The sequence below is a fragment of the Microbacterium sp. HD4P20 genome, assembly GCF_019449275.2.
Classification (GTDB): domain Bacteria; phylum Actinomycetota; class Actinomycetes; order Actinomycetales; family Microbacteriaceae; genus Microbacterium.
Genome location: NZ_JAHZQZ020000014.1, coordinates 421,390 through 441,372, shown reverse-complemented (window position 1 = coordinate 441,372; position 19,983 = coordinate 421,390). Strand labels below are relative to the sequence as shown.

The window sequence follows — 19,983 nt, the reverse complement described above, 5'->3', positions numbered from 1 at the left end:
TTTTCTCCGGGTGGGGTGTGAAGGGGGCGAATGCCTCGGCCAGCCTACGCGGGCTGCAGGCCGATGGCGACATCCTGCGGGCGGACGGGCGAGGGCAGCTGGGTCTGGCCCATGAGGTAGCGGTCGACGCTCGCGGCGGCCGCGCGTCCTTCCGCGATCGCCCACACGATGAGCGACTGTCCGCGGCCGGCGTCGCCGGCGACGAAGACGCCGGGAGTCGTCGTCTGGTAGTCGTCCTCGCGGAGCAGGCTGCCGCGGTCGGTGAACTGCGCTCCCAGCTGCTCGTCGAGAGACGCCTGCTCGGGGCCGGTGAAGCCCATCGCGATGAGGACGAGGTCGGCCGGGATGTCCCGCTCCGTGCCGCTCTTGGGCACACGACGTCCGTCGACGAACTCGGTCTCGGCTACGCGCAGCGCACGCACCTCCCCCACGTCGTTCGAGAGGAACTCGACGGAGGAGGCCAGGAACGAGCGCTCGCCGCCCTCTTCATGAGCGGACTGCATCTCGAAGAGGGTCGGGGTCATGGGCCAGGGCTGATGTTCCGGACGCTCGCCCGGAGGGCGACGCCCGATCGCCAGGTTCGTGACGCTGAGCGCGCCGTGGCGGTGGGCGGTCCCGATGCAGTCGGCGCCGGTGTCGCCGCCGCCGATGACCACCACGTGCTTGCCCTCGGCGGTGATCTGGTTGGGCACCGCGTCGCCGGCGACCGCCTTGTTCGACTCGACGAGGTACTCCATCGCGAAGTGCACACCCGCCAGGTCGCGACCAGGGATCGGCAGATCACGAGGCACGGTTGCGCCGGTGGCGACCACGACCGCGTCGTAGCGCGCACGCAGATCGCTCCACGAGATGTCCTTGCCGATCTCGACGCCGGCGCGGAAGCGCGTGCCCTCGTCCTGCATCTGGCGAAGGCGCGACTCGAGGTGCTTCTTCTCCATCTTGAAGTCGGGGATGCCGTAGCGCAGGAGTCCGCCTATGCGGTCGTCACGCTCGAAGACGGCCACGGTGTGCCCGGCACGTGTCAGCTGCTGCGCGGCGGCGAGGCCGGCCGGCCCCGATCCGACGACGGCGACCGTCTTGCCGGTGAGACGCCCCGGCGGCTCCGGCTCGACCCAGCCGCTCGCAAAGGCCTCGTCGATGATCGAGACCTCGACCTGCTTGATGGTGACGGCGGGCTGGTTGATGCCCAGGACGCACGAACTCTCGCACGGCGCCGGGCACAGGCGTCCGGTGAACTCGGGGAAGTTGTTCGTCGCGTGGAGGCGCTCGATCGCGGCGCGGCCCTCACCGCGCCACATCAGGTCGTTCCACTCCGGGATGAGGTTGCCCAGCGGGCAGCCCTTGTGACAGAACGGCACGCCGCAGTCCATACAGCGCCCGGCCTGGCGACGAAGCACGGCGGAGTCGCCGGGCTCGTAGACCTCTTTCCAGTCCATGATGCGCACCGGCACGGGCCGCCGCGGCGGCAGTTCGCGCTCGGTGACCTTCAGAAAGCCCTTGGGATCAGCCACCCGTCACCTCCAGGATGCGGTTCCACACCACGTCGCCGTCGGGGTCGAGCCCCTCGGCGACCGCGTTCTGACGGGTCTGCAGCACGGCGGCGTAGTCGCGCGGCATGACCCTCACGAAATTGTCGAGCTCGCTCTCGAAGTCATCGAGAAGAGCCTGGGCCAGGGTCGAGTCGGTCTCGGCGATGTGCTGCACGAGCAGGTCGCGAAGGATCGCGGCATCCCCTGACCCGAGTTCGCCGAGCTCGAGTTCGCCCGTCGCGAGGGCCTCGCGGTTGACCAGCTTGCGGTCGAGTCGGTACACGTACGCCGTGCCGCCCGACATCCCGGCGCCGAGGTTGCGCCCGGTGGCACCGAGGATCACCGCCAGACCGCCGGTCATGTACTCCAACGCGTGATCGCCGACACCTTCGACCACCGCGGTGGCGCCCGAGTTGCGGACGAAGAACCGCTCCCCCACGACGCCCCGCAGGAACAGCGTGCCCTGCGTCGCACCGTAGCCGATCACGTTGCCGGCGATCACGTTCTGCGACGCATCGAAGGCCGCGCGGCGCGGCGGTCGGATGACGATCTGGCCACCCGAGAGGCCCTTGCCCACGTAGTCGTTCGAGTCGCCCTCGAGACGAAGCGTGATGCCCGCCGGCATGAAGGCCCCGAGGGACTGGCCCGCCGAGCCGGTGAGGTTGACCACGATGCTGCCCGACGGCAGGCCGTTCTCGCCCCGCGCGCGCGTCACGTGGTGGCCGAGGAGGGTGCCGACGGCCCGCTCGGTGTTGCGGATCGGCAGGTCGATCGTGATCTGTCCGCCGTGTGAGATGACCTCGCGCGCCCGCTCGAGCAGCTGCACGTCGAAGTGCGCGTCGAGCTCGTGCAGCTGCGGCTTGGTGTTGCGGCGCGACTCGTCCTCGGAGAAGACGGGGCCCTGGAGGACTGGCGTGAGGTCCAGGCCGCTGGCCTTCCAATGCTCGACCGCACCGTTCACGTCCAGCAGTTCGGCACGCCCGATCGCCTCATCGAGGGAGCGGAAGCCCAGCTCGGCGAGGTACTCGCGTACCTCCTGGGCGATGAACTCCATGAAGTTCACGACGAACTCGGGCTTGCCGTTGAAGCGCTCCCGCAGCACCGGGTTCTGCGTCGCTACGCCCACCGGGCAGGTGTCGAGGTGACACACGCGCATCATGATGCAGCCCGAGACCACCAGGGGTGCCGTCGCGAAGCCGAACTCCTCGGCGCCCAGCAGCGCGCCGATGACGACGTCGCGACCGGTCTTGAGCTGACCGTCGACCTGCACGACCACGCGGTCTCTCATGCCGTTGAGCATGAGGGTCTGCTGCGTCTCGGCGAGGCCGAGCTCCCACGGGGTTCCGGCGTGCTTGAGCGAGTTGAGGGGGCTCGCACCCGTGCCGCCGTCGTGGCCGGAGACCAGGATGACGTCGGCCAGGGCCTTGGCGGTGCCGGCCGCGACCGCGCCGATGCCGGACTGGCTCACGAGCTTGACGTGCACGCGGGCGCCCGGGTTGGCGCGCTTCAGGTCGAAGATCAGCTGCTTGAGGTCTTCGATCGAGTAAATGTCGTGGTGCGGCGGCGGCGAGATCAGGCCCACACCCGCCGTCGCGTGCCGCGTGCGCGCGACCCACGGGTACACCTTGGTCGGTGGCAGCTGGCCGCCCTCGCCGGGCTTGGCGCCCTGCGCGAGCTTGATCTGGATGTCGTCGGCCTCGGTCAGATACAGGCTGGTCACACCGAAGCGACCCGAGGCCACCTGCTTGATGGAACTGCGCCGCTCGGGGTCGAGCAGCCGGTCCACGTCCTCGCCGCCTTCGCCGGTGTTGGACTTGCCGCCGAGGCGGTTCATCGCGATCGCGAGGGTCTCGTGCGCCTCCTTCGAGATCGAGCCGTAGCTCATCGCGCCGGTCGAGAACCGCTTCACGATGGACGACACCGGTTCGACCTCGTCGATGGGCACCGGGGTGCGTCCTTCGGTCTTGAACCGGAAGAGGCCACGCAGCGTCTTCAGCTCGTTCGCCTGGTCGTCGACGAGCTTGGTGTACTCGCGGAAGATGTCGTAGCGCCGGGTGCGTGTGGAGTGCTGCAGCCGGAAGACGGTGTCGGGATTGAACAGGTGCGGCGAACCGTCGCGTCGCCACTGGTACTCGCCGCCGGTCCACAGTCGCTCGTGTGCGCGCACGGCGGCGTCCTCGGGGTAAGCGAAGTCGTGCCGGGCCTGGTTCTCGGCGGCGATCTGCTCGATCCCGATCCCGCCGAGCTTGGTCTCGGTGCCGGTGAAATAGGTGTCGACGAATTCCTGCGACAGGCCGATGGCCTCGAAGACCTGGGCGCCCGCGTAGGACGAGACCGTCGAGATGCCCATCTTCGACATGATCTTGAGCACACCCTTGCCGAGCGCGTAGATCAGGTTCTTCACGGCCTTCTCGGGCGAGACGCCGGTGATGAAGCCCGCGCGGACGAGATACTCGACTGTCTCCATCGCGAGGTAGGGGTTGACGGCCGACGCGCCGTAGCCGATGAGCGTCGCGACATGGTGCACCTCGCGCACGTCGCCCGCCTCGACCACCAGTCCGACCTTCATGCGGTTCTCGCGGCGGATCAGGTGATGGTGGATCGCCGAGAGCATCAGCAGCGACGGGATCGGCACCAGGTCCTTGTTCGAGTCCCGGTCGCTCAGGATGATGAACTCCGCGCCGTTCTCGATCGCCTCGTCGACCTCGGCGCACATCTCGTCGATGCGTGCCTTCATCGCGCCGGCGGCCGAGTCGAGGTGGTAGAGCCCGCGGATCGTCACGGAACGGCGTCCCGGAAGCGCCTTGTCGATGTTCTGGAGCTTGGCCAGCTCGTCGTTGTCGATCACGGGGAAATCGAGCGTGATCGCCCGCGCGTGGTCGGCGCCCCAGTCGAGCAGGTTTCGCTCCGGCCCGAGTCCGAGTGACAGCGAGGTCACCACTTCTTCTCGGATGGAGTCCAGGGGCGGGTTGGTGACCTGCGCGAACTGCTGCGTGAAGTAGTCGAAGAGCAGTCGGGGGCGATCGCTCAGCACGGCTACGGGCGTGTCGCTGCCCATGGCGCCCAGGGGCTCCGCGCCGGTCTGACCCATCGGCGTCAGGAGGATCCGCACCTCTTCCTCGGTATAGCCGAACGTCCGCTGACGTCGCGTGATCGAGGCGATCGGGTGGACGATGTGCTCACGCTCGGGCAGATCCGCCAGGCGCACACGGCCGTGGTCGAGCCACTCCTGCCACGGCGCCAGATCAGCGAGCTGCTCCTTGATCTCGTCGTCCTCGACGATGCGCCGCTGCGCCGTGTCGACGAGGAACATCCGTCCGGGACGCAGTCGCCCGCGCCGCTTGATGCGCTCGGGTTCGAAGTCCAAAACGCCGGTCTCGCTGCCGATGACGATCAGACCGTCGGTGGTCTCGGTCCAGCGGCCGGGGCGGAGTCCGTTCCGGTCCAGCGTCGCGCCCACGAGCGTGCCGTCGGTGAAGATGAGGGCGGCCGGGCCGTCCCACGGCTCCATCTGCATGGAGTGGTACTCGTAGAACGCGCGCAGCTTCGGATCGATGTCGGCCTGCTTCTCGTACGCCTCCGGCACCATCATCAAGATCGCGTGCGGCAGGCTGCGACCGGTGAGGGTCAGCAGCTCCAGCACCTCGTCGAACGATGCGGAGTCGCTGGCACCGTGCGTGCAGATGGGCAGGAGCGGGCGGATGTCGCCGAGCAGCTCGGACTCGAGCTGCGACTGGCGCGCACGCATCCAGTTGCGGTTGCCGTTGACCGTGTTGATCTCGCCGTTGTGGGCGAGCATGCGCAGCGGCTGCGCGAGCGGCCACGACGGGAAGGTGTTCGTGGAGTAACGGGAATGGACGACGGCGAGCTCGGAGGCGAAGCGCTCGTCCTGGAGGTCGGGATAGAACGGCTCGAGCTGGAGCGTGGTGACCATGCCCTTGTAGCCGAGGGTACGAGCCGACAGCGAGACGAAGTACGCGTCGAGCTCGGTGCGCGCCCGCTTGCGCAGGCGGAAGGTACGCCGGTCGAGTGCGATGCCCGACAGCGCCGGGGTGTCGCCCTCCGCGGGCCGCGAGACGAACAGCTGCTCGAACGCCGGCCGTGCCTGGAACGCGAGCTTGCCCAGGTGCTCGTCCGAGGTCGGCACATCGCGCCACCCCAGCACGGTGAGGCCCTCGGATGCCGCGATCCGCTCGATCCCCGCCTTCTGAGTCGCCCGCGCCTCATCGTCCCGCGGAAGGAACACCATTCCCACCGCATACTCTCCGACCGGAGGCAGCGGAAAATCGACGACGGCGCGGAGGAACGCGTCGGGCATCTGCGTCAGGATGCCGGCACCGTCGCCGGTCCCGGCGTCGGAGCCGATGGCTCCGCGGTGCTCGAGGTTGCGCAGCGCCGTGAGCGCCAGGTCGATGATGTCGTGTCCGGCGTGTCCGCGCAGGGTCGCGACCATCGCCAGGCCGCACGCATCCTTCTCGAACGCAGGGTTGTACATGCCCTGCTTCTCGGGAAGGCCCGCGAGGGCCGAAGCAGCGGGGGTGTTCGCCTTCACTGAGGCGAGACGACGGGGGCTCGAAGCCATACCTACCGTCCTCACGTTGATGCTCAAGATGGGACGACGTCGGCCCTGGGGCGCGTTCTCGGGAGAAGATCGCGTTGATCGTGGCGGCTCTGAGTGAGAACCCGGCTCACGGCTGCGCTTGTGGCGCCCGTTCGTCGACGACGGACGTCGGGGGGTCGGTGACGTCGACGAAGTCGTCGGTGTCCTGCGATTGTACAGCCCCTTCCGGGGTCCACTCGCGTCCGGGGACATACGGCGACGGCTCGTATCCGGGATGGCGGCGCTTCTGCACGAAGAAGATCACGAGACCGAGGAGGACTCCCGCGATCGCGGCCCACACGTTGGTGCGGATGCCCAAGAAGATGTCGCTCGGGTCGATGCGGATGGACTCCCACACGATGCGCCCGGCGCTGTACCAGACGAGGTACAGGGCGAAGAGGCGGCCCCACTGCAACCGGAAGCGTGCGCCCGCCCACAGCAGCACGAGCACGCCCAGACCGTTCCACAGCACTTCGTACAGGAAGGTCGGGTGGAAGAGGGTGTCTTCGGGCAGCCCGATCGGCCACGCCGGGTTCGGGTAGTCGATCACGAGTCCCCACGGCAAGTCGGTGGGGAGTCCGAACAGCTCCTGGTTGAACCAGTTGCCGAAGCGGCCGATCGCCTGTGCGAGCAGGAGTCCTGGAGCCAGTGCGTCGGCGAAGGTCCAGAACCGGATGCCGGTCCACCGGCATCCGAGCCATGCGCCGACCGCCCCGCCGATGAGGGCGCCGTAGATGGCGATGCCGCCCTCCCAGATGTACAGCGCCGAGAGTGGGTTCGCTCCTTCGCCGAAGTAGAAGTCCCAGTGGGTGACGACGTGGTAGATGCGAGCCGCCACGATCGCGAGCGGCACCGCGAGCAGTGCGATGTCGATGACGACCCACGGCTCTGCGCCTCGCTTGGTGAGGCGACGGTTCGTCAGGAACACCGCGATGATGATGCCCGTGATGATGCACAGTGCGTAGAAGTGGATGCGCAGTGGACCGAGGTCGATGTAGCTGATCGACGGGCTCGGGATGCTGGCGACGACGCTCGCGGCGGCGTTGATCATGGGAGAACCGTGTCCTTGCTGGTGAGAGTTCGGCGGCGGCCGACCTCAGAAGTCTAGTTCGAGGTCCGCGCGGTGCCCGAAGCGAGCGCGCGAGCGGTTGCGGCGAGACCGTCCTGGCCCCCGTCGCGCAGCGCGCGCACGAGCGCCGTGCCGACGATCGCGCCGTCGGCGTACTCGAGGACGCCGGCCACATGCGCCGGGTTGGAGATCCCGATGCCGACGCACGCGCGGACGATGCCGTCGGGGCTCGCCGAGCCGCGATCGCGAAGACGTGCGACGAGTGTGCGGGCGGCGGCATCCAGCTGCTCCCGCTCACCTGTGATGCCCATCGTCGAGACGGTGTACACGAAGCCGGTCGAGTTGGCGACGATCAAGTCGAGACGTTCGTCGGTGGATGTCGGGGCGGCCAGGAACACCCGGTCCAGGCCGGTGCGCTCACTGGCGGCGATCCATTCCGGCGCCGCCTCCGGCGTGACGTCGGGCGTGATGAGTCCTGCGCCGCCGGCGGCCGCGAGGTCATCGGCATAGCGGTCGACCCCGTACTGCAGCACCGGGTTCCAGTAGGTCATCACGAGCACCGGGATATCGACGCGCCGGGTGATCTCGCGCACCGCCGTGAAGGTGTCGCGCAGGCGGAACCCGCCCGCGAGCGCGGCCTGCGTCGCTTCTTGGATCACCGTGCCGTCCATGACCGGGTCGGAGTACGGCGGTCCGAGTTCGAGCACATCGGCGCCGCTCTCGGCCAGGGTCACCGCGGCATCGATGCTCGCCTGCAGATCGGGGAAGCCGATCGGCAGATAGCCGATCAAGGCGCCTCGTCCCCCGGCGTGTGCGGCGTCGATCGCCGCCGCCACCCGCGAGGTCATAGCTTGGTGCCCTCTCCCTTGGCGGCATCATCCGACGGCGCGGAACCGACGACCGTCGCGTCGTACAGCTCGAAGTAGCGTGCGGCGGTGTCCATGTCCTTGTCGCCCCGGCCCGAAAGGCACACCGCGAGGATCGCGTCCGCCCCCAGCTCGCGCCCGATGCGCAAGGCCCCCGCGAGAGCGTGCGCCGACTCGATCGCCGGGATGATCCCCTCCGTCTCGGACAGCAGCCGCAGTGCCTGCATCGCCTCGTCGTCGCTGGCGGGGATGTACTGCGCGCGTCCGATCGAGGCGAGCCACGCGTGCTCGGGACCCACTCCCGGGTAGTCCAGCCCTGCCGAGATCGAATGGGACTCCACGGTCTGACCGTCCTCGTCCTGCAGGACGAACGTCTTCGCGCCATGGAGGACGCCGGGGCGTCCACGCTCGATCGAGGCGGCGTGCCGATCGGTGTCGACGCCGTCGCCGGCAGCTTCCACGCCGTACAGCGCGACGCCGTCGTCGTCCAGGAACGCGTCGAACATGCCGATCGCGTTGGAACCGCCGCCGACACATGCCAGGACGGCATCCGGAAGCCGCCCGGCCTCCTCGAGGAGCTGCGCGCGCGCTTCTTCGCTGATCACCTTCTGGAAGTCGCGCACCATCGCCGGGAAGGGATGCGGACCGGCAGCCGTGCCGAAGATGTAGTTGGTCGTCTCGACGCTGGCCACCCAGTCGCGGTACGCCTCGTTGATCGCGTCCTTGAGGGTGCGCGACCCCGTCGTGACGGGGATGACCTCAGCGCCGAGCAGGCGCATGCGGGCGACATTCAGGGCCTGGCGCTCAGTATCGACCTCGCCCATGTAGATGGTGCACTCGAAGCCGAAGAGCGCGGCCGCGGTGGCGGTCGCCACGCCGTGCTGCCCGGCGCCCGTCTCGGCGATGACGCGCGTCTTGCCGAGACGCTTGGTGAGCAGCGCCTGGCCGAGGACATTGTTGATCTTGTGCGAGCCGGTGTGATTGAGGTCTTCCCGCTTGAGGAACACGCGCGCCCCGCCGGCGTGTGCGGCGAACCGCGGCACCTCAGTGATCGGCGACGGGCGTCCGGCATACGAATGCAGGAGGCGCACGAGCTCGGACTGGAACGCGGGATCGGCCTTGGCGGCCTCGTACTCCTCGGTCAGTTCGTCGATCGCCGCGATGAGCGATTCGGGCATGTAGCGTCCGCCGAACTCTCCGAAGAGGGGTCCGGGCGCTTCGCGAAGACTCATGCTCCGGCCTCCAGGAACGTGTGCAGGGTGGACACGGGATCGTTCGTCACGAGGGCCTCCCCGACGAGCACCACATCGGCGCCCGCCGCGCGGTAGTGGGCGACGTCGGCGGGTGCGAGCACCGCCGACTCGGCGATCTTGATGGCGTCGGCGGGGATGCGGTCGGCCAGGCGGCCGAAGAGGTCGCGGTCGAGCTCGAACGTCGACAGGTCTCGCGCGTTGACTCCCACCAGCCGCGCGCCGATGTCGGCGGCGCGGTCGACTTCGGACTTCGAATGCGTCTCGACCAGTGGTGTCATGCCGAGCGCGAGGGTGAACGCGTGCAGTCGCTCGAGCACCTCCTGCTCGAGTGCGGCGACGATGAGGAGCACGAGGTCCGCGCCCGAGGCCCTCGCCTCGAGCACCTGGTACTCGGTGGCGATGAAGTCTTTGCGCAGCACGGGCACCGATACGGCAGAGGTGACGGCCTCGAGATCGGCGAGGCTGCCCTTGAACCGTCGTCCCTCGGTCAGCACCGAGATGGCCGAAGCGCCGCCTTCCTCGTATCGTCTGGCCTGGAACGCCGGATCGGGGATGTCGGCCAGGTCGCCCCGCGAAGGGCTCGCACGCTTGACTTCCGCGATGATCTTCACGCGATCGGCCGGGGCGAGCGCGGCGAGGGCGTCGCGGGCGGGCGGCTGCCCGAGGGCCGCGGCCTCGAGCGCCGCCACGGGGCGTGCCGACGCGCGGAGCTCGGCATCCTCAACCGCGCCGGCCGTGAGGTCGGCGAGCACGATCAGTGCTCTTTCGGGGTGTACTTCGAGCCGTTCGCGCCGTACCCGGCCTTCGACAGGGCCCAGCCGACGATGAGCCCGACGAGGAGGAGCCCGGCGGAGGCCCACACCAGGGCGGGCATGTCGAACCAGTAGAACACGACGCCCAGAGTGACGGCGACGAGCATGATCACGACGGCTGTCCAGGCTGCGGGCGAGTGTCCGTGGCCGGGGTCGCCGATGTTGTCGCTCATGGGTGTCCTCCTGGAAAAGCGCGGAATGCCGCCAGTCTAGCGGTCAGGTGGTGGGGTCCTCGCCACGCGACAGGTCGTCCCAGTCGTCGATGGCGTCGTGCGGGCGCGATCCGCCGGTCGCAGCGTGCGTGCTCTCGTCGGTGCGGTAGCGCCGCCCGGTGGCGGCCCAGCGTCGTGCGCCGGCCAGGGTGAATGCGCCTGCGGCGACGAGCACGACCGACGTCGCGAGGGTGATCCCGGGCCATGGCGTCGCCGTGATCGAGGCGACCAGATCCGCCACCGACGACTCGCCCGCGATGCCGGTGGACTCGGTGACGACGGATGCCACGGCCGAGACCGGATGCCCGAAGGCCACGTGGGCGCTCAGCCAGGCAAGCGTCAGGCCGATGAGCACCGAGAGAACGCCGAACACGTACCGCAGCACCAGGCCGACGATCGACAGGGCGGCGCCGAGCGCGAGCACGGCGAGGCTCAGCGGCGCGAGCACCGGGATCGCCGACGCGCCGGGGACCTCGAGCGCATGCCCGACGCCGTCGTCGAGGACCGCCGTCAGCCATGTCTGTGTGGACGAGATGACGCCGATCGCGCCGCATGCCACGATGACGACGACGGCGAGCAGGCGCGCGCTACGGATCACGCCGGCCGCTCCGCCACGACCGGGTCGAGGTCGTCCGCATCGAAGCACGTCCTCGTGCCGGTGTGGCAGGCAGGACCGATCTGCTCCACCTCGAGCAGGATGGCGTCGCCGTCGCAGTCCAGTCGCGCACCCCGCACGAGCTGGATGTTGCCCGACGTGTCGCCCTTGCGCCAGTACTCCTGGCGGGAGCGGGACCAGAACGTCACGCGCCCCTCGGTGAGCGTGCGGCGCAGCGCTTCGGCATCCATCCATCCCAGCATGAGCACCTCGTGCGAGTCCCACTGCTGGATGATGGCGGCGACCAGGCCGTCGTCGTTGAAGGCCACACGGCCGATGCGGTCATCCACGGACTCGGTCACGTCGTCACCTCCCGCACCGCGATGCCGTCGGCGGCGATGGCGGCCTTGACATCACCCACCGTGAGCTGACCGGAGTGGAAGACGGATGCCGCCAGGACGGCGTCGGCGCCCGCCGCGATGGCCGGTCCGAAATCGGCTGCGCGCCCGGCGCCCCCGGAAGCGATGACGGGAACACTCGACAACTCGCGCATGAGCGCGACGAGCTCGAGATCGAATCCCTGCTTCGTGCCGTCAGCGTCGATCGAGTTCACCAGGAGCTCACCCGCCCCGCGCTCGATCGCCTCGCGCGCCCACGCGAGGGCGTCGAGGGTCGTCTCGGTCCGACCGCCGTGGGTGGTGACCACGAACCCCGATTCGGTGCCCTCGGTGCGCTTGACATCGAGCGAGAGCACGAGCACCTGCGCGCCGAACCGGTCGGCGATCTCGTCCAGGAGGGCGGGACGGGCGATCGCGGCGGAGTTGACGCCGATCTTGTCGGCCCCCACCGCGAGCAGGCGCGCGACGTCGTCGGACGAGCGCACTCCCCCGCCCACGGTCAGCGGGATGAAGACCTCCTCGGCGGTGCGACGCACCACGTCGTACGTGGTGGAGCGGTCGTCCACCGTCGCGGTGACGTCGAGGAACGTGATCTCGTCCGCGCCCTGACGGAAGTACTCCGCCGCCAGCTCGACGGGGTCGCCCATGTCGCGCAGATTCTGGAAGTTCACACCCTTGACCACGCGGCCCGCGGCCACATCGAGACAGGGGATCACACGGCAGACCAGACTCATCACAGCCTCGCGTTGTGGATCGCCGTCACCAGGATCGCGCGCGCGCCCATCGCGTACAGCGCGTCCATCACGTGGTTGACGCCGGCGCGGGCCACCATCACGCGCACTGCGACCCATGCGGGATCGCGCAGCGGCGAGATCGTCGGCGACTCCACGCCAGGGGCGATCTTCACCGCTTCGTCGACGAGCTCGGCGGGAAGGTCGTAGTCGACCATGACGTAGCGGCGGGCGACCATGACGCCGCGCAGGCGCCGCAGGAGCGTCTGTGTCGCGTCCACGTCGGTCGGGCCGGCGATCAGCACCGCCTCGGACTGCAGCAGCACCGGCCCGAAGATCTCGAGTCCGGCCTGACGGAGCGTGGTTCCGGTCGACACCACGTCGGCGACGGCATCCGCCACGCCGAGGCGCACGGCGGACTCGACAGCGCCGTCCAGCGGCACGAGGTCGACGGCGACGCCGTGGTCGTCGAGGAAGCCGTCGACGAGTCCGGGGTACGCGGTCGCGACGCGCACGCCCTCGAGATGCTGCACCGTCGAGAATCGGCCGGGCGGGCCCGCGAAGCGGAACGTGGAATCGCCGAAGCCCAGCGCCTCGATCTCGCGTGCCCCGGGCATGCGGGCGTCGAGCAGCAGGTCACGGCCCGTGATGCCGACGTCGAGGGCGCCGGAGCCGACGTAGGTGGCGATGTCCTTGGGGCGCAGATAGAAGAACTCGACCTCGTTCTGAGGGTCGATGACGTGAAGGTCCTTCGGGTCGCGGCGGCCGGTGTAGCCGGCCTCGTGAAGCATGTCGGAGGCGGTCTCGGCGAGCGAGCCCTTGTTCGGCACGGCGATTCGCAGCATGGCAGCGGGGCTTTCGGGTTCGAGGGCGGACGAGGATGCGCGCTCAGAGATGTCGGTAGACATCCTCGAGGCTCAGCCCCTTCGCGAGCATCAGCACCTGCAGGTGGTACAGCAGCTGCGAGATCTCCTCGGCTGCGGCATCCGTCGACTCGTACTCGGCCGCCATCCACACCTCGGCGGCCTCTTCCACGATCTTCTTACCGATGGCGTGCACGCCGGCGTCCAACTGCGCGACCGTGCCCGATCCCTCGGGACGCTCGGCCGCCTTCGCGGCGAGCTCGGCGAACAGCGTGTCGAACGTCTTCACCAAGCCAGGTTATCGCCCCGGCGAGGCGGCACGGACCTGCGTGACGTGTCCGCGTCGAGGACCGACCCACGCTTGCCACGCGCGGGAGCCCCGTCGCCGCTCATCACAGATGCCGGCTCGCGGCGGCGCGGAGGCCGGCGATCGCGTTCGCAGGGTCGTCCGCGCCGAAGACGGCCGAGCCCGCGACGAACGTGTCGGCCCCGGCTTCCGCGGCCTGGGCGATGGTGGACTCGCCGATCCCGCCGTCGACTTGTAGCCACACCGATGAACCACGCCGGCGCGCTTCGTGTGCCAGGCGCTGCAGCTTCGGCATCGTCTCGGGCATGAACGACTGTCCGCCGAAGCCGGGCTCCACCGTCATGACGAGGATCTGGTCGAAGTCCTCGAGCAGGTCGAACAGCCCGTCGACGGCGGTCGCCGGTTTGACGGCGATGCCCGCTCGCGCGCCGATCGAACGCAAGCGCCGCGCGAGGGCGACCGGCTCGGCTGCTGCCTCGAGATGGAAGGTGACCGAGGCGGCGCCGAGCTCGGCATAGCCGGGCGCCCATCTGTCGGGATCCGAGATCATCAGGTGCACGTCCAGCGGCACGGGGCTCGTGGCCTGGATGCGCTCGACCATCTGCGGGCCGAACGTCAGGTTCGGCACGAAGTGGTTGTCCATGACGTCGACGTGGACGAAGTCGGCCGTCGCGATGCGCGCGAGTTCGGCCTGCATGTTGACGAAGTCGGCGGCGAGGATGCTGGGATTGATCCGGATGCCGACCTCGCGGGCGGTCTCGTCAGTGGGAAGCACGCGTCCATTATGGTCGAGGGCCGCTCCCGCGCCGGGCCCGGACCTCTCGCTCACACGCGACGCAGCAGGGTGACCGACATCGCGTCGGTGTTGTGCCGATGCGGCCACAGCTGGGCACGGCCGCTGCCGTCGGCCTGCGCGGGGAGGCCGGGGTCGGCATCCGAGAGCTGCGCGATGACATCGCGGGCCGACAACTCCTCGAGCGCCGCGCCCCACTCCCGGCGCACGTCGGCGACGACTCCGGCGGTCTCGGCGAGGTGTGGCGAGCACGTCACGTACGCCACGACACCGCCGGGCCGGAGGGCCCCGACGGCGGCGTCGAGCAACTCGCGCTGCAGCGCGGTCAGGGACGGGAGGTCGCCGGGCGCCTTGCGCCATCGCGCTTCGGGGCGCCTGCGCAGCGCGCCCAGGCCCGTGCATGGCGCGTCGACGAGGATACGGTCGTATGCCCCACGTGCCTCGGCGGCCCGGACGCGCCCATCCTGCTCCGACACCGGCACCTCCAGGGGCACGCCCTCGAGCGCCCGGCGGACGAGCCCCGCGCGCGCCGGCGAAATCTCGTTGGCGTCGAGGGACGCGCCGTGGGTGAGCGCTTCGGCGGCCAGGACGGCCGTCTTGCCGCCAGGACCGGCACACAGGTCGAGCCACCGCTCCCCCTCGACGACCGGCAATGCGCGGGTCAGCGCAAGCGCCGCCAGCTGCGAACCCTCGTCCTGGACGCGGATGCGACCGCCCGAGCCGCGGATGATTCCCTCGGGGTCGCCGCCGCCGAGGCGGAACCCGATCGGCGAGAACGGGGTGCGTCGGGCGTCTTCGGGCGCGTCGGCGAGTCCGGGCAGGACCGCCATCGTCACGCGCGGCGCAGCATTGTCAGCGGTGAGCAGTGCCTCCAGCTCATCGGCGCGACCTTCGGCGGCCAGAGCGCGCCGGAACGCGCGAACCACCCAGACCGGGTGCGAGAACAGCAGTCCGAGCTGCTCGTCGTCCGACCGTGCACTCGCCGCGACGTGTGTCATCCAGTCGCCGGGAGTATCGCGCGACACGCGTCGCAGCACCGCGTTCGCGAAGCCCGCCGCGCCCCGGCCGGCGGCGGCCCGCGCGAGCTCGACAGACTCGTTGACGGCGGCGTGCGAGGCCACCCGCGTGGACAGCAGCTGGTGCACGCCCAGACGCAGGGCGTCGAGCACGGCGGGATCGATCTCGTGGACCGGACGGTCGGCGGCGATGGCGATCACGGCGTCGTACGTGCCCTGGCGGCGGAGGGTGCCGTAGGTCAGCTCGGTGGCCAGCGCGGCGTCGCCACCGGCCAGGCCCGCCCGCACGATCGACGTGGGCAGCAGCAGGTTGGCGTATGCGTCGGACTCGTGCACGGCCCGGATGGTCTCATACGCGACGCGGCGCGCCGCCACCGTGGCACTCACGCCGCCACCACCGCATCGGTGTCGCGACGTCCGCGCCACCAGTCGGCTGCCCTCATGGGACCCTTGCCGGCCGGCTGCACGGTCTCGAGGAGGATCGCGGCGGAGGCCGTTCCCGCGATCACCTCGCGACCGTGAAGAGCGAGCGCGCCCGGCGGCAGCGCCGGCGCGTCGGGGTCGGCGCGACGCGCGGCCAGCACTTTGAGACGACCGCCGTCGACGGACGTGTGCGCTCCGGGCTCCGGTGTCACGCCGCGGATGCGGCCCAGCACGGCCTCGGCGGGCTCGGGCCAGCGGATACGGGCGTCTTCGTCACCCAGCTTGGACGCGTACGTCGGCTCGCCATGCTGTGGTCGCGCGATCGCGGTGCCCTGTGCGATGCGATCCACCACGTCGACGAGCAGGTCGGCGCCGTCGGCGGCCAGCGTACCGAGGAGGTCGCCGGCGGTCGCGTCGGACGGGATGTCGATCGCGACCTCACCGAAGACGTCACCGGCGTCCAGCTCGGGGACGAGCTGGAAAACGCTCGCGCCGGTGCGCTGGTCTCCGGCGATGAGTGCGTGCTGAACGGGCGCCGCCCCTCGCCAGCGGGGTAGGAGCGAGAAATGCAGGTTGATCCAGCCGTGGGCAGGTGCCGACAGCAGCGGTTCGCGCACCAGTCCGCCGTAAGCGACGATCACCCCGAGGTCGGGAGCCAGCGCCGTGACCTGTTCCGTGACGCCCGCGTCCAGGCGATCGGCGCGGATGATCTCGAAACCGCGCTCCTCCGCTTCCGTTGCGACCGGCGACGGCGTCAGCACGCGCTTGCGCCCGAGCGGAGCGTCGGCGCGCGTGATCACCGCCGCGATCTCGTGATGGGATGCCGCGAGCCGCCGCAGCGACGGGACGGCGGGCGCCGGCGTGCCGGCGAAGACGAGGCGCATGAAGCTCCCAGCGTGGCGGATCAGAGATCGAGGTCGGGCACGTCCACCCGGACTCTCAGTGTATTGGCGGTGCCCGCCGCCCGTCCCTTCGCGGGGCGGCGACCCTTCACCGCTGCCGCCACGACGGACGCCCGAAGACTCTGCGCCACCCGTGCCCCCAGCCCGTACTCGAACCGCACCAGTGCGCGCGTCGCTTCGCCGCGCGGCAGCGGTCCGAGCACGGCCTCGGCGTCCAGCTCGGGCACAGCGCGGCGCAGCTCGACGAGCGCGGCCTCGACCGCGGCACGCGCCCCGTCGATGGCCGCGACCCGGACCGTCGGCGGCATCCGCAGCGGGGCGCGATCCGCCAGCTCGGCGCGCGCGTACGCCGCGTGCGTCCATGTCGCCAGAGCCCGGGCGACCGCGCCGCCCACCCCGACGAGGTGCACCGGGGCGCCGGGCGCCGCGAGCGCCGCAGCGTTGGACCACCAGCGCAGGCAGGACTCCGCGATCCGCAGATCTTCGGCCAGCAGCATCCGGTCGCCATCCAGCAGGATGACGGCGCGGTAGCCGCCGACCGCCGGCGGTTCGGCCCCGCGAGTGGCGACGACCAGCGCGGGCCGGCCATCGACCTGCCGCACCGGGTGGTCGCCGTCGGCGACGATCACGCGCGTCCCGGGGAACGCGCGGCCCAGCTCGTCCGCCGTGCGCTCGCTGCCCGACGACGCCATGCGCAGCAGCGTGGCCGAGCACTCGGTGCACGCCCAGCGCGTGGCCGTCCTGCCGCACCACGTGCAGGCGGGCACCGCACCTTGGCGGGCTGCGTGGAGCGGGCCCCCGCAGTGCGCGCAGCGCGCGGGATGCCGGCACTGGGCGCACACCAGCACGGGTGCGTAGCCGGGCCGGGAGACCTGCACCAGTACGGGTCCGCTTTCGAGTGCCTCGCGGGCCGCGGCGAAGGCCGACGAGGGCACCCTCGCGCCGCGCGACTCGCCCTCGCGGGTCGCGGTCAGCACGACGCGCGGACTGCGTCGGCGCGCGGCGGGTAGATCGCGCACCCACCCGACCGTGACGAGACGCTCGACGTCGGTCGTGCGGGTGTGACCGGCGAAGACGAGGGCGCCTCCGTCGAGCTCCTGACGCAGCAGCGCGGCGTCCCGCGCGTGCACGCCCGGACTGAGCGGCTCAGCCAGCAGCGGGTCGCCGTCATCCCACAGTGCGACCAGGCCGAGCTGGGCGACCGGGGCGTACACCGCCGAGCGGTTGCCGATGACGATGCAGGGTGCGGTGGCCAGCGTGCGCAGGAACGCCGCGTAGCGCTCGGGGCCGCTGCGCTTCGCATCATCGCGCACGAGCGCATCCGCGGGCACGTGAGCCGCGAGCACCGCCTCGAGCTGTGCGCGGTCGCGATGATCCGGCACGGCGACGATCGCGCTGCGCCCGCCGGCCAGGGCGTGCACCGCGGACGCGGCCAGCAGGACCGCCCACGACCCGACAGGGGTGCCGTCGGGCAGCTGCGCCGGGTTCGGCGGGGCGTCCACGGCGAGGCGCTCGCCGGCGTCGATGGCCTCGTCCAGTCCCGGATACGCCGAGAGCACCTCGAGCGCCCAGGCTGAGGACTCGGCAGACACCGCAGGCGTCGCCGGCGCCTCGGCCGCGCGCCACGCCTTCTCGGCGCGCACCATGCGCCGCGGGATCGCCAGCCGCAGGATGTCGCTCGCCGAGCCCGCGGCGCGGTCGGCCGCCCGCCGGGCGAGCGCGTAGAGGCCCGGAGTCAGCACCGGGACCGGCGACACGACGGCGTCCAGCTCTGACAGCGGGCGGTCCGACGCGTCCGGCTCACCGATCTCGACCAGATAGCCGTCCACGACCCGACCCGCGCTGCGCAGTGGCACACGTACCCGCACGCCGGGCACCGCATCTGACGCGAGCTCGTCGGGGATGGAGTAGTCGAAGAGACGGTCGAGCTGAGGAAGCGGGGAGTCGATGAGCACTCTCGCCACACGACGCGCGGTCACCGCCGCCTCCCCGGGCCTGCTGCGTCACGCACCGCGCTCACGCGGCGGTCTTCAGAGCCCCGCGGCCGCGCGCAGGGCCTCGGCGCGGTCGGTGCGCTCCCACGTGAACTCGGGCAGTTCACGGCCGAAGTGCCCATATGCCGCTGTCTGGGCATAGATCGGGCGCAGCAGATCGAGCTGGTCGATGATCGCCTTCGGGCGCAGATCGAAGACGTCGAGGATCGCGCGCGTGATCGCCTCGTCCGACACACGTCCGGTGCCGAAGGTCTCGACGTACAGGCCGACGGGCTTCGCCTTGCCGATCGCATAGGCCACCTGGACCTCGAGGCGCTCGGCGAGGCCGGCGGCGACGGCGTTCTTTGCGACCCAGCGCATCGCGTAGGCCGCCGAGCGGTCCACCTTCGACGGGTCCTTGCCGCTGAATGCTCCGCCGCCGTGCCGCGACGCACCGCCGTACGTGTCGATGATGATCTTTCGGCCGGTGAGGCCGGCGTCGCCCTTCGGGCCGCCGATCACGAACGGGCCCGCCGGGTTGATGTAGAACTGCACATCGGGCAGATCGAGCCCAGTCGCTTCCAGAACCGGATCGATGACCTCGGCGCGCACGGCCGCGCGGAGGGCCTTCTGCGAGATGTCGGGATTGTGCTGGGTCGACAGCACGACCGACTCGACGGTCTTCGGCGTCTGTCCGTCGTAGCCGAGCGTGACCTGCGTCTTGCCATCGGGGCGCAGGAACGGCAGTGCACCCGAGCGTCGCACTTCAGCCAGGCGCTCGGCCATGCGGTGCGCCGTCCACGCCGCCATGGGCATGAGCTCGGGCGTCTCGGTGGTGGCGTAGCCGAACATGATGCCCTGATCGCCGGCGCCCTGCAGGTCGTGGGGGTCTTCGGACCCGTCCTCGCGGCGCTCGAAGGCCTTGTCGACGCCGGCGGCGATGTCGGAGGACTGCGCGCCGATCGACACGCTCACTCCGCACGAGTCGCCGTCGAAGCCGGTCTCGCTGGAGGTGTAGCCGATGCGATTGACCACGTCGCGAACGATCGCGGGGATCTCGACGTACGCCGACGTCGACACCTCGCCCGCCACGTGCACGAGGCCAGTGGTCACGAGCGTCTCGACGGCGACCCGGCCATCCGGATCCTCGGTCAGGATCGCGTCGAGGATCGAGTCCGAGATCTGGTCGCAGATCTTGTCGGGATGCCCCTCGGTGACGGATTCGGACGTGAACAGACGCAGGTCGGTCATCGATGCTCCAGATCGGAAGGGTGCGGGCACCAGTATGCCCCCGAGAGCGGACATGTCAGCTTCGGGGGCATCGGGACGTGACGGCGGTCTGCTACTCGGTGTGGCGCAGACGCAGCTTGTCCTCGTGGATCTCGTGAAGTGCGATGGTGAGCGGCTTGTCCTCCACCGTGGAGTCCACGAGCGGGCCGACGTTGTCGAACAGGTTGCCCTCGTGCAGGTCGGAGTAGTAGTCGTTGATCTGACGCGCCCGCTTGGACGCGTAGATCACGAGCTGATACTTCGAGTCGACCTTCTCGAGAAGAGTGTCGATGGGGGGCTCGATGATGCCCTGATTCGTTCCGGCCATGGCGAAACCTCCTGGATCGGATGACGGGATGGAAGTCTTTCGGG

General features: G+C 70.3%; 18 protein-coding genes. All 18 read right to left on the bottom strand.

The window, feature by feature from the left end:
• Positions 1-44 precede the first annotated feature (44 nt).
• The 18 genes from K0817_RS10335 to rpoZ all read right to left on the bottom strand — a co-directional run bounded on the left by K0817_RS10335 (position 45) and on the right by rpoZ (position 19,939).
• Positions 45-1,511 (bottom strand): glutamate synthase subunit beta, encoded by a 1,467-nt coding sequence (locus tag K0817_RS10335; protein ID WP_219981353.1) that lies wholly within the window; start codon positions 1,509-1,511, stop codon positions 45-47.
• Positions 1,504-6,024 (bottom strand): glutamate synthase large subunit, encoded by a 4,521-nt coding sequence (gene gltB, locus K0817_RS10330; RefSeq protein WP_219981624.1) that lies wholly within the window; start codon positions 6,022-6,024, stop codon positions 1,504-1,506. The genes K0817_RS10335 and gltB overlap by 8 nt, the downstream gene beginning before the upstream one ends.
• A 193-nt stretch (positions 6,025-6,217) precedes the next feature.
• Positions 6,218-7,180, bottom strand: coding sequence for a prolipoprotein diacylglyceryl transferase (gene lgt, locus K0817_RS10325; protein ID WP_219981352.1), 963 nt, complete (start codon positions 7,178-7,180; stop codon positions 6,218-6,220).
• Positions 7,181-7,233: 53 nt separating this feature from the next.
• Positions 7,234-8,046, bottom strand: a complete 813-nt coding sequence (gene trpA / locus K0817_RS10320; protein ID WP_219981351.1) for a tryptophan synthase subunit alpha — start codon at positions 8,044-8,046, stop codon at positions 7,234-7,236.
• Entirely contained in the window at positions 8,043-9,296 is a 1,254-nt protein-coding gene (trpB, locus tag K0817_RS10315; protein ID WP_219981350.1) for a tryptophan synthase subunit beta, read from the bottom strand. The genes trpA and trpB overlap by 4 nt, the downstream gene beginning before the upstream one ends.
• The gene (trpC, locus tag K0817_RS10310; RefSeq protein ID WP_219981349.1) at positions 9,293-10,069 is read right to left on the bottom strand and encodes an indole-3-glycerol phosphate synthase TrpC; all 777 of its coding nucleotides are present in this window, start codon (positions 10,067-10,069) and stop codon (positions 9,293-9,295) included. The genes trpB and trpC overlap by 4 nt, the downstream gene beginning before the upstream one ends.
• A gap of 2 nt (positions 10,070-10,071) precedes the next feature.
• Positions 10,072-10,302 carry a DUF6704 family protein gene (locus tag K0817_RS10305; protein ID WP_219981348.1) on the bottom strand — a complete coding sequence of 77 codons (231 nt, stop codon included), beginning with the start codon at positions 10,300-10,302 and terminating at the stop codon, positions 10,072-10,074.
• Between the two features lie 43 nt (positions 10,303-10,345).
• Positions 10,346-10,939, bottom strand: coding sequence for a Trp biosynthesis-associated membrane protein (locus K0817_RS10300; protein ID WP_219981347.1), 594 nt, complete (start codon positions 10,937-10,939; stop codon positions 10,346-10,348).
• Positions 10,936-11,298, bottom strand: a complete 363-nt coding sequence (gene hisI / locus K0817_RS10295) for a phosphoribosyl-AMP cyclohydrolase (RefSeq protein ID WP_219981346.1) — start codon at positions 11,296-11,298, stop codon at positions 10,936-10,938. The genes K0817_RS10300 and hisI overlap by 4 nt, the downstream gene beginning before the upstream one ends.
• A complete protein-coding gene (gene hisF, locus K0817_RS10290; protein WP_219981345.1) occupies positions 11,295-12,068 on the bottom strand; it encodes an imidazole glycerol phosphate synthase subunit HisF in 774 nt (257 codons plus the stop codon). Before hisF ends, hisI begins: the two co-directional genes overlap by 4 nt.
• Complete coding sequence (gene hisG / locus K0817_RS10285) at positions 12,068-12,910, bottom strand: ATP phosphoribosyltransferase (RefSeq protein WP_219981344.1); 843 nt, start codon at positions 12,908-12,910, stop codon at positions 12,068-12,070. The genes hisF and hisG overlap by 1 nt, the downstream gene beginning before the upstream one ends.
• Positions 12,911-12,953: 43 nt before the next feature.
• Positions 12,954-13,217 (bottom strand): phosphoribosyl-ATP diphosphatase, encoded by a 264-nt coding sequence (locus K0817_RS10280; protein ID WP_127819928.1) that lies wholly within the window; start codon positions 13,215-13,217, stop codon positions 12,954-12,956.
• A 103-nt stretch (positions 13,218-13,320) separates the two neighbouring features.
• A complete protein-coding gene (gene rpe / locus K0817_RS10275; RefSeq protein WP_219981343.1) occupies positions 13,321-14,010 on the bottom strand; it encodes a ribulose-phosphate 3-epimerase in 690 nt (229 codons plus the stop codon).
• A 50-nt stretch (positions 14,011-14,060) separates the two neighbouring features.
• Positions 14,061-15,431 (bottom strand): transcription antitermination factor NusB, encoded by a 1,371-nt coding sequence (locus tag K0817_RS10270; RefSeq protein WP_219981342.1) that lies wholly within the window; start codon positions 15,429-15,431, stop codon positions 14,061-14,063.
• Positions 15,428-16,351 (bottom strand): methionyl-tRNA formyltransferase, encoded by a 924-nt coding sequence (fmt, locus tag K0817_RS10265; RefSeq protein WP_219981341.1) that lies wholly within the window; start codon positions 16,349-16,351, stop codon positions 15,428-15,430. The genes K0817_RS10270 and fmt overlap by 4 nt, the downstream gene beginning before the upstream one ends.
• A gap of 20 nt (positions 16,352-16,371) precedes the next feature.
• Positions 16,372-18,348, bottom strand: a complete 1,977-nt coding sequence (locus K0817_RS10260) for a primosomal protein N' (protein ID WP_219981340.1) — start codon at positions 18,346-18,348, stop codon at positions 16,372-16,374.
• A 51-nt stretch (positions 18,349-18,399) separates the two neighbouring features.
• The gene (gene metK / locus K0817_RS10255) at positions 18,400-19,593 is read right to left on the bottom strand and encodes a methionine adenosyltransferase (RefSeq protein WP_219981339.1); all 1,194 of its coding nucleotides are present in this window, start codon (positions 19,591-19,593) and stop codon (positions 18,400-18,402) included.
• Between the two features lie 91 nt (positions 19,594-19,684).
• Entirely contained in the window at positions 19,685-19,939 is a 255-nt protein-coding gene (rpoZ, locus tag K0817_RS10250; protein WP_219981338.1) for a DNA-directed RNA polymerase subunit omega, read from the bottom strand.
• Positions 19,940-19,983 lie beyond the last annotated feature (44 nt).